General features: G+C 73.1%; 13 protein-coding genes and 1 pseudogene. 10 read left to right on the top strand and 4 right to left on the bottom strand.

Annotated features, from left to right (window positions below):
• The first annotated feature begins 9 nt into the window (after positions 1-9).
• Both AB0H28_RS24940 and AB0H28_RS24935 read left to right on the top strand, forming a co-directional pair.
• Complete coding sequence (locus AB0H28_RS24940) at positions 10-1,734, top strand: 2-isopropylmalate synthase (RefSeq protein ID WP_358044742.1); 1,725 nt, start codon at positions 10-12, stop codon at positions 1,732-1,734.
• A gap of 222 nt (positions 1,735-1,956) precedes the next feature.
• Positions 1,957-4,740, top strand: a complete 2,784-nt coding sequence (locus AB0H28_RS24935; protein ID WP_358044740.1) for an AAA family ATPase — start codon at positions 1,957-1,959, stop codon at positions 4,738-4,740.
• A gap of 64 nt (positions 4,741-4,804) precedes the next feature.
• Here AB0H28_RS24935 and AB0H28_RS24930 read toward each other — a convergent pair whose 3' ends face one another.
• The gene (locus tag AB0H28_RS24930) at positions 4,805-5,518 is read right to left on the bottom strand and encodes a 4'-phosphopantetheinyl transferase superfamily protein (RefSeq protein WP_358044737.1); all 714 of its coding nucleotides are present in this window, start codon (positions 5,516-5,518) and stop codon (positions 4,805-4,807) included.
• Between the two features lie 294 nt (positions 5,519-5,812).
• On the opposite strand from AB0H28_RS24930, the gene AB0H28_RS24925 reads away from it, so the two are divergent.
• From AB0H28_RS24925 to AB0H28_RS24915, 3 genes and pseudogenes are all read left to right on the top strand, one after another.
• The gene (locus AB0H28_RS24925; RefSeq protein ID WP_358044734.1) at positions 5,813-7,003 is read left to right on the top strand and encodes a cellulose binding domain-containing protein; all 1,191 of its coding nucleotides are present in this window, start codon (positions 5,813-5,815) and stop codon (positions 7,001-7,003) included.
• Between the two features lie 75 nt (positions 7,004-7,078).
• Positions 7,079-7,375: pseudogene (locus AB0H28_RS24920) on the top strand (glycosyl hydrolase 53 family protein); the annotation flags it as partial.
• Between the two features lie 163 nt (positions 7,376-7,538).
• The gene (locus AB0H28_RS24915; protein WP_358044731.1) at positions 7,539-9,494 is read left to right on the top strand and encodes a translation factor GTPase family protein; all 1,956 of its coding nucleotides are present in this window, start codon (positions 7,539-7,541) and stop codon (positions 9,492-9,494) included.
• A gap of 499 nt (positions 9,495-9,993) precedes the next feature.
• On the opposite strand, the gene AB0H28_RS24910 is transcribed toward AB0H28_RS24915, so the two are convergent.
• Positions 9,994-10,437 carry an OsmC family protein gene (locus tag AB0H28_RS24910; protein ID WP_358044729.1) on the bottom strand — a complete coding sequence of 148 codons (444 nt, stop codon included), beginning with the start codon at positions 10,435-10,437 and terminating at the stop codon, positions 9,994-9,996.
• A gap of 113 nt (positions 10,438-10,550) precedes the next feature.
• Between AB0H28_RS24910 and AB0H28_RS24905 the strand changes: the two genes are divergently transcribed.
• Complete coding sequence (locus AB0H28_RS24905) at positions 10,551-10,688, top strand: hypothetical protein (protein WP_358044726.1); 138 nt, start codon at positions 10,551-10,553, stop codon at positions 10,686-10,688.
• Here the strand turns inward: AB0H28_RS24905 and AB0H28_RS24900 are convergent.
• Positions 10,669-12,669: an acyl-CoA dehydrogenase gene (locus AB0H28_RS24900; protein WP_358044723.1), complete on the bottom strand. Its 2,001-nt coding sequence runs from the start codon at positions 12,667-12,669 to the stop codon at positions 10,669-10,671. The two genes, AB0H28_RS24905 and AB0H28_RS24900, sit on opposite strands and share 20 nt — an antisense overlap.
• A gap of 151 nt (positions 12,670-12,820) precedes the next feature.
• Between AB0H28_RS24900 and AB0H28_RS24895 the strand changes: the two genes are divergently transcribed.
• The gene (locus tag AB0H28_RS24895; protein ID WP_358044720.1) at positions 12,821-13,240 is read left to right on the top strand and encodes a cold shock domain-containing protein; all 420 of its coding nucleotides are present in this window, start codon (positions 12,821-12,823) and stop codon (positions 13,238-13,240) included.
• A 10-nt stretch (positions 13,241-13,250) separates the two neighbouring features.
• Here AB0H28_RS24895 and AB0H28_RS24890 read toward each other — a convergent pair whose 3' ends face one another.
• A complete protein-coding gene (locus AB0H28_RS24890) occupies positions 13,251-13,700 on the bottom strand; it encodes a hypothetical protein (RefSeq protein WP_358044717.1) in 450 nt (149 codons plus the stop codon).
• A gap of 93 nt (positions 13,701-13,793) precedes the next feature.
• Here AB0H28_RS24890 and AB0H28_RS24885 point away from each other — a divergent pair, with 93 nt between their 5' ends.
• Genes AB0H28_RS24885 through AB0H28_RS24875 form a run of 3 tightly spaced genes read left to right on the top strand, consistent with a single transcriptional unit; the run spans position 13,794 to position 14,881 of the window.
• Positions 13,794-14,297 carry a hypothetical protein gene (locus AB0H28_RS24885; protein WP_358044713.1) on the top strand — a complete coding sequence of 168 codons (504 nt, stop codon included), beginning with the start codon at positions 13,794-13,796 and terminating at the stop codon, positions 14,295-14,297.
• 52 nt (positions 14,298-14,349) lie between these two features.
• The gene (locus AB0H28_RS24880) at positions 14,350-14,568 is read left to right on the top strand and encodes a ribonuclease domain-containing protein (protein ID WP_358044711.1); all 219 of its coding nucleotides are present in this window, start codon (positions 14,350-14,352) and stop codon (positions 14,566-14,568) included.
• A 31-nt stretch (positions 14,569-14,599) separates the two neighbouring features.
• On the top strand, positions 14,600-14,881 hold the full coding sequence (locus tag AB0H28_RS24875) for a barstar family protein (protein ID WP_358044708.1): 282 nt from the start codon (positions 14,600-14,602) through the stop codon (positions 14,879-14,881).
• Positions 14,882-14,940: the final 59 nt, after the last annotated feature.

Genomic DNA, 14,940 nt, shown 5'->3' with positions numbered 1-14,940 from the left:
AGGAACGTGGTGAACCCCTTTCGACGAGCGGTGCGGCGGTACCGGTCACCGGCCGTGATCCCGCTGGCCGAGCGCGCGTGGCCCGGCCGGAGCATCACCTCGGCCCCGAGGTGGCTCTCCACCGACCTGCGTGACGGCAACCAGTCACTTGTCAACCCGATGAACCCCGAGCGCAAGCTGATCATGTTTCGGCTGCTCACCGAGATGGGGTACCGGGAGATCGAGGTCGGCTTCCCGGTGGCGAGCCAGGACGACCACGACTTCCTGCGTACGCTCATCGAGCGGGACCTGGTGCCGGACGACGTCACCATCTCGGTGCTCGTGCCGGCCCGCGACGACCTGATCCGCCGGACGGTGGAGAGCCTCGCCGGTGCCCGCCGCGCCACCGTGCACCTCTACAACGCCACCTCCCCGCTGTTCCGGCGGGTGGTGTTCGGCATGGACCGCGCCGAGTGCAGGGAACTCGCGGTGCAGGGCACCCGGCTGTTCATGAAGTACGCCGACCGCAGCCTGAGCGGTTGCGACCTCGGCTTCCAGTATTCCCAGGAGCTGTTCAACGACACCGAGCTGGACTTCTCGCTGGAGGTGTGCGAGGCGGTGATGGACGTCTGGCAGCCCGAGGCGGACCGCCCCATCATCCTGAACTTCCCGACCACCGTCGAGCGGACCACACCCAACGTCTTCGCCGACCAGATCGAGTGGATGGGCCGGCGGTTGAGCCGCCGCGAGCACCTCTGCCTGTCGGTGCACCCGCACAACGACCGGGGCACCGGTGTGGCCACCGCCGAGCTGGCGATGCTGGCCGGCGCCGAGCGGGTCGAGGGCTGCCTGTTCGGCAACGGCGAGCGGGCCGGCAACGTCGACCTGGTCACCCTCGGGCTCAACATGTTCAGCCAGGGCGTCGACCCGGGCATCGACTTCGCCGATCTCAACCGGGTGCGGCGCACCGTGGAGCACTGCACCGAACTGCCGGTGCACCCGCGTCACCCGTACGGCGGCGACCTCGTCTACACCGCGTTCTCCGGGTCGCACCAGGACGCGATCAAGAAGGGCTTCGACGAGCAGAAGCGGGTTGCCGCCGCGGCCGGGACACCGGTCGCCGACGCGCGCTGGGAGATCCCGTACCTGCCGGTCGACCCGGCGGACGTGGGCCGCACCTACGAGAGCGTCGTGCGGATCAACAGCCAGTCGGGCAAGGGCGGGGTGGCCTACGTGGTCAGCTCGCTGCTCGGCCTCAACCTGCCCCGCGACCTGCAGGTCGAGTTCGCCGCGCTGGTGCAGGCGCGCACCGACGCCGACGGCGGCGAGGTGGCGCCGGAGCGGGTGGCCGCGCTGTTCGAAGCCGAGTACGTCTCCCGGCCCCTGATCTCCGTGCCGCTCCCGCTGCCCGCCGCGGTGCCCGCCTATCTGCACGTCGACGGCGCGGCCTTCGAGGTGGGCGCGGCCCGGGCGGACCAGATCGAGCGGGTACGCGGTCGCCTGCTGCCCTGGGGTGTCGACGTGCACGCCGTGCACCGCACCGGCACCGCGCTCACCGGCTGCGGCGGGCTCGCCGTCTACGCCGAGCTGCGCGCCGGCGACCAGGTGCGGTGGGGCGTCGGCGTCGACGCCGATCTGGAGGTCGCCGCGTCGGCCGCCGTCCGGTGCGCGGCCGCCCGGTTGAACCGGGTGGCGGTCCCGCCCGCGCCGCAGCTCCGGTCGCCCGGCCCGGCCCGCCTCGCCCGCGCGGTCTGAGCGCCCGCACCCTCTCCCGGGTCGCCGTCCACCCGGACGGCGTCCCGGCCGCCGTCCACCGGCGTCCCGGCCTTCCGATAGTCGGGGAATAACGGAACGACAAGGGTCGACCGTAGCGTCACCACCACGCAGAGCGGCCGGTTGGACGCCATCCGGGGGTTCCCGAGGTGCCGCTGGAACGCGCCGCCCACGGCGCCTCTCGTGACTAAGGAAGTGAAGAAGATGGGTTTGGTGGAGCGTACCGAGGCGATCGAGACACTGGACGGCCTGCTGGCCGCCGCGGTCGCCGGGAAGGGCCGGGTCGCCGTCGTCACGGGCCCGGTGGCCACCGGCAGGACCGAGCTGCTGAACACCTTCGCCGACCGGGTGGTGGACCTCAACGGCCTGGCCATCACCGCCACCGGGTCGCGGTCCGAGCAGGACCTGCCGCTCGGCGTGATGAGCCAACTGCTGCTGGACGCCCCGCTGGTGGACGACGAGCGGCGACGCGCGATGAACCTCCTCTACGAGGGCACGCAGACCCTCACCCCGGGTGACGGCGGAACGCACCGCCTCGACCCGCAGATCGTGCACTCGCTCTGCACCGTGCTGCTGGAGCTGTCCCGACGCTATCCGCTGGCTGTCGTGGTCGACGACCTGGACCGGGCCGACCACGCCTCGCTGGTCTGCCTGTCGTACCTGGCCCGCCGGGTGCGGTTCGCGCCGATGCTGGCGGTGTTCAGCCACTCCGGACAGCGGCGGTCCGGTGCTCCGGTGTTGGACGCGGACGGTCTCGCCCGCCCGCCGCACGGCGCCCACATCGGGCTCGCCACGCTCTCCGTGGACGGCGTGCGGGAGATGGCGGCCGAGGAACTGGGCGAGGACGACGCGGCGCGGCTCGCCCCCCGCTGGCACCAGGTCAGCGGCGGTAACCCGCTGCTGGTCGGCGGCCTGGTCGAGGACCACCGGCAGGCGCTCGCCGACGGCGCCGCGCCGGGTGACGAGCCGGTGCCGGGCGGTCAGTACGCGGAGGCCGTGCTCTCCTGTCTGCGCCGCACCGAGGAGCGCACGCAGCGGGTGGCGCAGGCGCTGGCGATCCTGCCGGACGCCGGTTCGCTGGACAAGCTGAGCGGGCTGGAGCCGGCGCAGGTCGCCCAGGTGATCCGGGTGCTGACCGCGGCCGGCCTGCTGCACCGGGGCGACTACCGGCACCCGGTGGCCCGCGAGGTGGTGCTGGCCCAGATCGACGACGGCGAGCGGATCGCGCTGCACCGGCGCGCAGCGGAGATCGCCTACCACGAGGGCGCCGTCAGCCAGGTCGTCGCCGAGCACCTGCTGCGCGCCGGTCAGGCCGACGACCCCTGGGTGGTGCCGGTCCTCGAGGACGCGGCTCGGCAGGCCCTGCGCGCCGGCCGGGTGGACGCGGCGGTCGACTACCTCCGGCTCGCCTGGCGGACGTGCGCGGACGACCGGCACCGCGCCACGATCATGACGACCATGATGCGGGCCGGCTGGCGGATCAACCCGAGCATGTCCACCGGCTACCTGCCCGAGCTCACCGCGGCGATGCAGAACGGCTTCCTGCGCAGCGGCGACGCGCTGGTGCTCACCAAGGCCCTGCTCTGGAACGGCCAGTTCGCCGACGCCCGGTCGGTCTTCGAACAGCTCAACGCGTCGGCCGACGAGCACGACCAGGAAACCCTCACGGAGCTGGCGATCGCCCGGCCGCTGCTGCGCGCCACCTTCCCGTCGTTCTTCCCGATGCTGCGCCCGCAGGCGCCGCTCGCCCCCACGCCGATCCCGACCGTCGCGGCCGGGCATCGCCTGGAGGCCGCCAGCGCGCTGGCCACCGTGCTCACCCGCGGACCGTCCGAGCCGCTCGCGGCCGGCGTCGAGCGCATCCTGCACAACTCCCGGCTCGACGAGATGAGCCTGGACACCGTGGAGAGCGCCCTGTTCGCGCTCACCTACAGCGGCCACGCGGACCGGGCCGTGCCCTGGTGCGACGCCTTCATCGAGGAGGCCGGCGCCCGCCGGGCGCCGAGCCGGCTCGCCCGGCTGGCCGCGATCCGGGCGGAGATCTCGCTGCGCCTGGGCGAGCTGCCCGCCGCGGTCCGGCACGCCCGGCTGGCGTTGGAGAGCATGCCGCCGAGCAGTTGGGGCGTCGCCGTCGGCGGCCCGCTCGCGGCGTTGATCACCGCGGCCACCGCGATGGGTGACGACGACCTGGTCCGGGAGCAGCTCGACCAGCCCGTCGCCGCGGAGATGTTCCAGACCCGGTACGGCATGCACTACCTGCACGCCCGGGGCCGCTACAGCCTGGCGATCGGTCAGCTTCCGTTCGCGTTGCGCGACTTCGAGCAGTGTGGTGAGCTGGCCGTCCGGTGGAAGCTCGACGTCCCCGGGCTGATCCCGTGGCGGACCGACGCCGCCGAGGCGCTGCTGCGGATGGGCCGCCCCGGCCCGGCCCGCAAGCTGATCGACGAGCAACTCGCCCGGTGCGGCAAGGACTCGCCCCGGGTGCACGGGATGGCGATGCGCCTGCTCGCCGCGACCAGCGAGCTGCGGCACCGCCCGATGTTCCTGCGCCAGGCCGTCGATCTGGCCAGCGGCGGCGGTGACGAGTACGAGCTGGCCCGCGCCCTGGCCGACCTCACCGAGGCCTATCACGTGCTCGGCGAGTCCCGCCGCGCCGGCATGATCGCCCGCCGGGCCCGGGCGTTGGCCGACAAGGCGCAGGCACAGCCACTGCTGAAGATCCTCACCCGGGGCGCGGGCTGGGACGAGTCCGAGCCGCTCGCCCAGCCGCTCAACCCGGCCGCCGGCGCGGCCCTGCTCAGCGACGCCGAGCAGCGGGTCGCAGCCCTCGCGGCGGAGGGGTACACCAACCGGGAGATCTCCATGAAGCTCTATATCACCATCAGCACGGTCGAGCAGCACCTCACCCGGACCTACCGCAAGCTGAACGTGACCCGCCGCACCGACCTTCCGGCCAACCTCAACCTCGACTTCTCCGCCGCGGGCTGAGCCTCGTGCACCGCAACGGCCGGGCCCCTCGGGGCACGGCCGTCGTGGTGTTCGGGGCGGCGGCTCAGCGGGGCCGGCGGGCGGCGACCCGGCGGCCGGCGGGCTGGATCCGGGCGCCGGCGGGAGCCAGCACGGTGATGGCGGTGACGATGAGCCCGTTGCGTGCCAGCCAGCGCCCCGAGAAGCCGGTCAGCTTCCGCCCCTGCACCCACGGCGCGCTCACCAGGAGGCCGGCGGTGAACGTGCCGGTGAGCGGGTCGAGCACCACCTTCGCGTCCTCGAAGTCGAGCCACCGGCCGGTCAGCGGGAACCACGCCTTGTAGACCGACTCCTTGGCGCTGAACAACATCCGGTCCCACGACACGGCCGGGTGGTCGTGCTGGAGGACGGCGATGCGGTCACGTTCCTCGGGCAGCGAGATGGCGGCCAGGATGCCGTTGGCGAGCGGCTCGTCCGGCTCGGCGTCGATGCCGACCGTGGTGACCTGCCCGCGCTCGGCGACCACCGCGCCGCGATAGCCGGCGCAGTGCGTGATGCTGCCGACCAGGCCCTCCGGCCACTGCGGCTCACCCCGGGCGCCGGGCAGGATCGGCGCGGGCGGTCGGCCCAGCCGACCCATCGCCTGGCGGGCGCACCACCGGGCGGTGGTGAACTCGCGGCGGCGCTTGTCGACCGCCATCCGGATGACGGCCTCCTCGTCGCGGAAGAGGGTGGCGTCCGGTGGGTCCACGAACGTGTCGACGGCCGTGACCGCGGCCGGGAGAATGGACTCGATCATGGCTTCCTCCGTGCCGGAGAAACGGGTCCTGGGCCAGCGGAGGCCAGGCCGGCGCCGAGGGGCGCCGGGTGCGTGGCCGTGCTGACAGGTGTCACGCCTCGACAGTATCGACGCTGATGGCACCGGGAAACGCGGCGCGTGCCATTCACGGGCCGCTCGGGCCGGGCTAAGGGAGTGGTGCCGCCGGCTAGGGGCCGCACAGCGCCCCGGCCCCCGCCGGCCGGCCGTCGCGCCCACCGACCGAGGCGTGAGACACGTTGGCGATCATCGATGAAGTGGCGGCATGGTCGGGATATGACAGGCGTCCCCACCTTCCCGCTGTCCCGCCGTCCGCGGCCCGGTCCACCGGCCGTCGTCGCGCTGGTGACGGTGCTGCTCGGAGCCGCCCTGGGTGCCGCGCCGGCGGCCGGCGCGGGCAGTACGCCGCCCGCCGCGCACCCGGCGCTCGCGCCGGTACCCGGCACGGCGACGGTGTCCACCGCGGACCCGACCGGATCCGCCCCGCCGGCGCCGAGCACGGCGTCCAGCACGCCGGACACCTCGCCCTTCCCGCCGGGCGCGCCCACGAACCTGACCGCCAGCGAGGTGCGGACCGGATCCGTCACCCTCACCTGGACGGCCGCCGAGCCCGGCTGCTGCCCCGTCGTCGGCTACGACATCACGTACTACCAGGCATTCAGCGACGTCATCTTCAGCGCCAGCGTCGGGAACGTCACCGCCACCACGATCACCACCTACCTCGGGCCCGGGCGGCAGTTCTCCTTCCGGGTGGCCGCCCGCGACAGCGTCGGACACCGCTCGACCGCAACGCCGGCGTTGACCGTGGTCACCCCGGTGACGGACACCGGCCCGGACACCACCCCGCCGAGCGCCCCGCGGAACCTGACCGTGGGCGAGGTGACCGCATCGACCGCCACGCTGTCCTGGTCACCGTCGACCGACGACGTCGGTGTGCTCGGGTACGACGTCTACCGGTTCGACGGCTGGTTCAGCTCGACGCTCGTCGCCACCCTGCCGGGAACGACCTACACCGCGTCGCTGCCTCCGCCGACGCCGCTGCGCAACCTCTACTACGTGCGGGCCCGGGACGCGGTCGGCAACGTGTCGATCGCCTCCGACACGGTCACCCTGCCCACGGTGTCCACCCCCACACCCCCGCCGCCCTCGACCTGCCGGGTGACCTACCGGAACCAGTCCGAGTGGCAGGGCGGGTTCGTGGCCACCGTGACGGTCCAGAACACCGGGGCGGCGCCGATCGACGGCTGGACCGTCACCTTCGCCTTCCCGGGGGACCAGCAGGTCACCTCCGGGTGGAACGCCACGCTCGGCCAGAGCGGCGCCACCGTGACCGCCCGCGACGCCGGTTGGAACCGCGTCCTCGCGCCCGACGGCTCCGCGACGTTCGGCGTCCAGGGACGGTGGAGCGCCAGCGACGCGCCGCCGACCGACTTCTCGCTGAACGGCGCCCGCTGCGCCGTGGGCTGAGCGACCCGGATGAAGAATCCCGTGAGCACACCCTCGCGCCGCCCCAAACCCCTGGTCGCGGCGGTCACGACCGCCACCGCGGACGCCGACAGCAACGCCAACGCCCGCTGGTTCTACGACGGCATCCGCGCCCAGGGGGTGCGGTGGGACGTCACCGCCCTGTCCTACTACTGCATGTGGCACGGCAGCCTGGCCAACCTCCACCGAGACATCGTCGACCTGCGCGGGCGCTACGGCAAGCCGGTGGTGATCGCGGAGACCGCGTAGCCCTTCACCCGGAACGACGCGGACAGCGAGCCGAAGGCCTTCGGCGACGCGACCTGCGACGGCATCGGCGCCACCTGGTCGGGGCAGGCGCAGGAGTTCGACTGGGCGCTGGACACCCTGACCCGTCGCCGCCCGCCGCCGAAATCGGTGGCGACGGCCGCCGCGGGCATGTGAACCTGGAGCCGACCAGCAGCACCACGAGGAGGAGTGACGATGCGAGCAGATTCCACGCCCCGGACCCTGACCCGTCCCACCGTGGAGTTCTGCCTTGGCGTTGTTGAACCTCGGAATCGTCGCCCATGTTGACGCCGGAAAGACCAGCCTGACCGAACGCCTGCTCTACGATGCCGGCGCCGTCGCCCGGTTGGGCAGCGTCGACGCCGGCACGACGCGCACCGACTCGATGGATCTGGAACGGCGGCGCGGCATCACCATCCGGGCCGCCGTCACCTCGATCACGATCGGTGACCTGCGCGTCAACCTGCTGGACACCCCCGGCCACCCCGACTTCATCGCCGAGGTCGAGCGGTCGCTGGCGGTGCTGGACGCCGCCGTGCTGGTGGTGTCGAGCGTGGAAGGCGTGCAGCCGCAGACCGTCGCCATCTGGCGGGCGCTGCGCCGCACCGGCGTGCCGACGGTCTTCTTCCTCAACAAGGTGGACCGGCGCGGCGCCGACGTCGAGCGGGTGACCGCCCAGCTCCGCCGGCGGCTCGGGGCGCGCCCGGTCGTGCTCACCACGGTCGCCGGTCAGGGCACCCACCAGGCCCGGGTACGGGCCGTGCACCTCGACGCCGAACCGGTGGTGGAGGCCGTGGCGGAGGTCGACGACGAGGTGGCGGCCCGGTGGCTGACCGACGAGTCGGTGCGCGTGCGCGACGTCCGGCGCGCGATCCGCAACGCGGTGTGCGGGGCCGCGATCAGCCCGGTGGCGTGCGGCTCGGCGATCACCGGCGCCGGGGTGCGGCACCTGTGCCGCCTCCTCGCCGACCTGCTGCCCCGGGGCGAGCAGCGGGACGGTCCGCTGGCGGGCACGGTCTTCGCCGTCGACCGCGACGGTCAGGGCCGGCGGGTCTGGCTGCGGTTGTGGTCCGGGCGGCTCCGCGTCCGCGACCGGGTGCGTCTCGCCGGGTCCCGCCCCCAGACCGTCACCCAGATCGGCGTCATCGAGCCCGACGGCGTTCTGGTGCGCCCGTCGGTGTCCGCCGGGCAGATCGCCGCGGTACGCGGCGTGTCCGCCCGGATCGGCCAGCACATCGGTGACCCGCCGCGCCGGCACGCCTACCGGTTCCCGCCGCCGACCAGGCAGGCAGTCGTCGAGCCGGTCGAGCCGGAGCAGCGACTGGCGATGTTCGCCGGCCTGGCCGAACTGGCCGACGAGGACCCGCTGGTGGACCTGCGGCTCGACGAGCAGCGGGCGGAGGCGGTGATCCGCCTGCACGGCGAGGTGCAGAAGGAGGTGCTCGCCGCCCTGATGGCGGACCGCTACGGGGTCCGGGTGCGGTTCTCCGGCACCCTGACGGCGTGTATCGAACGGGTCGCCGGCACCGGCTGCGCCGAGGAGCGGGTGCGTGAGCGTGGCAATCCCTACCTCGCCGGATTGGGGTTGCGCATCGAGGCCGCGCCGGTCGGGCACGGCGTCGAGTTCCGCGCCGGGGTCGAGCCCGGTCGGCTTCCGCCGGCGTTCGTCGCCGCCACCGAGGAGGGCGTGCGGGCCGCGTTCCGGCACGGCCGGCACGGCTGGCCGGTCACCGACTGCACGGTCACCATGACCGCGTCCCGGTACTGGCCACGACAGAGCCGGCCGCACCAGAAGTTCGACAAGTCCATCTCCACAGTGGCGGCGGACTTCCGCAACCTGGCCCCGGTCGTGGTGGCGGCGGCGTTGCGCGAGGCCGGCACCCGGGTGTGCCAACCGATCGAGCGGTTCGACGTCAACCTGCCGCAGCACGCGGTGGAGGCGGTGCTGGCGTTGCTCGGCCGGTGCGGCGCGATCGTCCACGACACGGCGGTCGCCGGTGGCTACCTCGAGGTGAGCGGCACTCTGCCGTCGGCGCGGATCCCGCAGGTGGTCGCCGCGCTGCCCGACCTCACCGGCGGCGAGGCCGTGCTGACCACCACGTTCGACCACTACGCGCCGGTGGCGGGGGAGCAGCCGCCGACGCTGCCCCGCCGCGGACCCGACCCGGCCGACCGGGAGGCGTGGTTCCGGGCGGTACCGCGATAGGCCGGTCGGGCGTGGCACGCCGGCCGCCGGCGTCCTTACGGCTCCGTTACGGCAAACCGGCGCGGCGCGCGCGGACCGTGGCCGGGCGTGATGCTGAAGGCCGTTCACCAAATTCGGGGAGACCGTCATGAATTCATCGATCCGACGCGGCCTGTCGGCGGCGACGCTGGTCACCGCCACGGTCGCGGCCAGCCGTACGCTGGCCACTTCGACGGCGCCACCTGGACCGGGCACGTGCCGTTGGGCCCCTCGGCGGTGAACTCGGGACTGCTGGACGTCGCCGCGACCGGGGGCGGACGGGCGGTGCTCGTCGGCCACGACAGCGGCCGGCCGCTGGTCGTCGAGGGTGACACGAGTCAGTTCAACATCCGACGGAAGCGTGTTCGCCGCGGGCGAACGGTACCTCGCCGACGCCCCCTACCCGGTGCCGATGATCGTGCAGCGGGTCGGCGGCGGACCGGGTGACGGGTGCGGGCCGGCACTACCTCACCGGAAAGGCTCACCCGTCCGCGGCGCCGGCGACGTCGACGACCGTGACGGGGGTGCCGAGTTCGACAGTACGGGACACGGTGCAGAGCCGGTCGTGCGACTGCCGCAGGGATCGAGGCAGCGCCTCGCGCGCCCGGTCGCCGTCCGGCCCGTCCGGGAAGGTCACGGTGAACTCCACCCGGAGGTTGCCCATCCGGTTGCCACCGGACTCGTCCTTGATCTTGTCGCCGCTGACCACGATGGAGAAGCCGTCCGGCTCGGCGCGGCGGGTGGTGATGTGGTCGACGTCGACGGCGGTGCAGCCACCGATGGCGGCCAGCAGCAGCTCCACGGGCGTGAAGCTGTCGCCCTGGCCCGAGCCCATGGAGATCGACCCGCCGCGGGCGTTGCGGACGGTGTAGCTCGCCAGGCCGGTGCGCTCGATCTCCACCGAACGGAAGGTGTCGTCACTCATGACAGCGAACCTACCGAGGCCCGCCGGCCGGTATCCAGGGGACGCGCGGCCCGCTCGACGGCGAGAGCGGGCTCGCCGCGCTCACGCTGCCCAGGACCGGCCGCTACCTCGTGGTGAGCCGGGAACCCGCGGCGACCGAGCGGGAACTCGCCGGCCGTCGCACGTACGGCACGGGGTGCGCGCTGCGGGCCGCGTTGGCCGGCGTGGCCTGCCCCGCCGTGGTCTGGGCCGTCAGTCTCGCGATGAGCTGACGGCGCCTGCCGGTCCGGTCGCGACGTCGTGGGCGGCCATGGTCTCCTGCCGGTCGGGCTCCTCGCGCAGGATCGCGCAGTGCAGCCAGGCGTCCGGGACGGCGAAGCCGTCCACGAGTGTCCGCATGTGCGGGCGCAGCTCCTTGAGCAGGCCGTTCACCACCGAGGTGAGCGCCTTGGCGCGGACCGGGGTGAGCCGGCCGTGCTCCAGCAGCCAACCCTTGTCCGCCTCGATGACGCTGAGCGCGTAGAGGTCACAGACCCGGGAGAGCAGCGCCCGGGCCGCGGGGTCGGTGACGTCCTCGATGCCGGCGACGAACGCCTCCAGGGTCACCCGGTCGACGTGCGCGGCGGCGACGGCCAGGACGTGGTCCTGCACGTCGTTGAAGATGTCGAAGGGGTGGTCCTTCTTCCGGGCGGCGCCGTTGCGCAGGCGGCGGACCGCGCCGTCGAGGCGGTGCCGCTCGCGGTCCTCGAAGACCTTGAGCTGCCAGCCGCGGTCGGTGACGGCGACCTCCTCGTCGCGGCCCGGCCCGGCGCTGATCAGCCGCTCGATCAACGCCCGCGCGGCGGTGCGTTCGAGCACCATGTCGCGGACCTGGTCGGCGACGAAGGAGGCGCGTCCCCAGCCGTCCAGCGAGCCGAACTCGTCGCGGTGGCCGGTGAGCAGCCCCTTGGCGACCAGTTGCAGCAGCACCGTGTTGTCGCCCTCGAACGTGGTGAAGACGTCGGTGTCGGCCTTGAGGCCGGGCAGCCGGTTCTCGGCCAGGTAGCCGGCGCCGCCGCACGCCTCCCGGCACATCTGGATGGTGCGGGTGGCGTGCCAGGTCTGCGCGGCCTTCAGGCCGGCGGCCCGGGACTCCAGCTCCCGCTGCCGGTGCTCGTCGACCGGGCCGTCGCCGCCCTGCACCTCGCTGAGCGCGGTGACCAGCTCGGCCTGCGCGAAGGTCAGCGCGTACGTGGTGGCCAGCGCGGGCAGCAGCTTGCGCTGGTGGGCGAGGTAGTCGTTGAGCAGCACCTCCCGCTCGGCATCGGGCGTGCCGAACTGGCGGCGGATGTCGCCGTAGCGCACCGCGATGGTCAGCGCCGCCTTGGTGGCCGCCGAGGCGGCGCCGCCCACGCTCACCCGGCCACGGACCAGGGTGCCGAGCATGGTGAAGAAGCGCCGGGAGTCGTTCTCGATCGGGCTGGAGTAGGTGCCGTCGGCCGCGACCTGGGCGTAGCGGTCCAGCAGCATGTCGCGCGGCACGGGCACGTGGTCGAAGCGGAGCCGGCCGTTGTCCACTCCGAGCAGGCCGGCCTTCGGGCCGGCGTCGCCGATTGTCACGCCGGGCAACGGGTTGCCCTGGTCGTCGCGGATCGGCACCAGCCACGCGTGCACGCCGTGCCGCCGCCCGTCGACGACCAGTTGGGCGAAGACCACCGCCATCCGGCCGTCGCGGGCCGCGTTGCCGATGTAGTCCTTGCGCGCCGCCTCGTGCGGGGTGTGCAGGTCGAACGTCTGCGTCCGCGGGTCGTACACGCAGGTGGTGCGCAGTTGCTGGACGTCCGAGCCGTGGCCGGTCTCGGTCATCGCGAAGCAGCCGAAGATGTCGCCGGCGATGATGTCGCGCAGGTAGGCGTCGTGGTGCCGGCGGGTGCCGAGGGCGGCGACCGCGCCGCCGAACAGGCCCCACTGCACGCCCGCCTTCACCATCAGCGACAGGTCGACCTGGGCCAGCATCTCGATCGCGACGATCGAGGCGCCGACGTCGGAGTCGCCGCCGTACTCGGTGGGGAAGCCACCGCCGATGCCCAGCTCGACCGGGAGTTCGCGGAGCAGGCGGCTGATCCGCTCCCGCGCCTCGTCGCCGGTCTCGCCGTAGACCGGCAGGAAACGCTCGTCGAGGTGTGCGCGGTGCGCGTCGCGGACCCGGGCCCACGGTCCGTCGAGCACGGCCCGCAGGTGTGCCGGGTCGACCGGGTCGGTGATGCTGGTCATGGCTACCTCGGGAGACGACGTCATGGGTACCGCTCGTACCCGCTCAACGCCGCTGACCTGCCTCGGTGACGCGGTGAGAACCGTCACGGCGACGCTCGCTAGGCTGTCGGACAGGCGTTTGGCTCGGGTGGCGAGTGGCGGGTGGTTTGTGGTGGAAAGAGGCACGATCGTTCGGTTCGACGACGTCAGGGGTTACGGGTTCATCGCGCCGGCGCACGGCGGCGACGACGTGTTCGTGCACGCGAACGACTTCGGCGACGAGCGGCACGCGGTCACCGCCGGGATGACGGTGAGTTACGAGGTCGTGCAGTCCGATCGTGGCCCCAAGGTCGCGAGCGTGACGCTGGACCCGCCGCCGGTGTCGCTGGCCGGGGCGAGCAACGCCGTGCCGGCCCGCACCGCCTCGCCGGTGCAGGACGACGAGTGCGACGTGCTGGCGGTCGGGCAGTTCGAGGCGTCGCTCACCGAGCTGCTGCTGGCGAACGTGCCGACCATGACCGGTGCGCAGATCCTGCAGGCCCGGCGGGCGCTGGTGGCCATGGCGCGTCAGCACGGTTGGGTGGAGGACTGACGCGAGTCGGTCAGCGGTTGCGCTCCACCACATACTCGGTCAGGTCGAGCAGGAACCGGCCGTCGTCGGTGTCGGCCGCGGGGCCCAGCGCCCGCTCCGTCTCCCGCCGGGCGGCCCCCGCGAAATCCCGGGCGCTGCGCCACAGGTCGCCCGCGTTCTCCCGGCCGGTGGCGAGCCCGTTGGCCACGTCGGGCGTCAGCCGGGCGAGATTGAGTACGGTGTCCAGCGCGTCGTGGGCGTCCGAGGGGTACCGGCGGATCACCTCGCCGCGCCGGTCGTCGGCCATCCGCCACTGCCCGACCACGGTGTCGATCAGGGCGTGCCCGTCGGTGCGGACCCGCGCCACGAGTTCGTCGAACGCCTCCGGGTCCACCCGGCGGCTCTCGCTCTCGAAGCGCTCATCGGTGCGCTCACGCTCGCCGTCCGCCATGGGCGACGTGTCGCCGGCACTGGACGACACGCCAACGGGATGTCGCCAACGTGACTGGGGGTGATCGGCGTCGGGGGGAGAGCCTTCTCACCGACGCCGGTATGGCCGACGACCGGCGCCGAGGTGGCCGACCTCGCGACGGCCGGCGCCGCCGCGGTCAAGGCGGGGCGGCTGCCGGTACGCGTGGCCGCGGCGCCGCGTGCGTCGCAGGCCCCGCAACGGGTACGCGTCGAGGTTCTCGATCGACAGACGACCGCGCAGGCCGGGGTGGCCGGCGTGGTACTGCGGCTCGGCCGCGCCGACGGCGTCGCCACCGCCGGCCGGACCAGGGTGAGCCTCGACTATCGATCGTTCGCCACGGCCTACGGCGCGGACTGGTCCAGCCGGCTCCGGCTGGTGTCCCTCCCGGGGCGCGCGCTGACGACGCCCGGGAGGAAGGAGTGTGCCGGCACGCCCCTGCCGTCACGCAACGACCTCGTGACCATGTCGGTGTCGGCCGAGGTGTCGGTCGGCGCGACGCAGTCCCTGGTCGCGGCGACGGCTGGAGCCTCCGGTCCGGCCGGCGACTACTCGGCGACCCCGCTGAGCCCGTCGGCGACCTGGGCTGCCGGCGGCTGTCATCGGTAGCATCCGGCGGGACGGTGTCATCGCGCAGTCCATCGGGGACGGAGGACCGCCGGTGCCGAAGCATTTCGAGAACGACGGCCGCTCCGGTGGATTCATCCTCCCGACGCACGACGCCCGGGGTAATGCCGTCGAATACCGGGAGTGGGGTACGGTCCAGTCGCGGAACGACCCCAACCCTGGGGGCGAGCGGATCGTCACGGGCTCGGACGGCTCCGTGTACTACTCGCCCGCTCATTACCAGTACTTCATCGTCGCCGTACCGGGGTCATAACGTGTGGGAGAATTCAGAATCTCCTGTCCAGGTGCTCGCCCGCACCACCCGACTCTCCGTGGACGATGCTGTCCCACCGTCCGGTGAGGTGGCCGTGGCCCGGCTGGACGGTGCGGCGATGACGGATGTCGACGGCGTGTTCGAGCAGTTCTCCGACGCGTTGCGGTTCCCGAGTTACTTCGGGTGGAACTGGCCGGCCTTCTCGGAGTGCCTCCAGGATCTGCACTGGCTGGCGGCCCGCCGCTATCTGGTCCTCATCGAGAACACCCCCCCCCGAGGGTCTGTCAAGTTAACGGCTGATCTTGGTTGTTGAGGTGGTCAGTGGTTGGCCGGGGTGAGCCGGCCTTCGAAGGCGATCTGGAAGGCGTTCAG

Source organism: Micromonospora sp. NPDC050980, from assembly GCF_040653835.1.
Lineage (GTDB): Bacteria > Actinomycetota > Actinomycetes > Mycobacteriales > Micromonosporaceae > Micromonospora.
The sequence above is the reverse complement of the archived record's forward strand: the minus strand, read 5'-3'. Positions and strand labels throughout refer to the sequence as shown.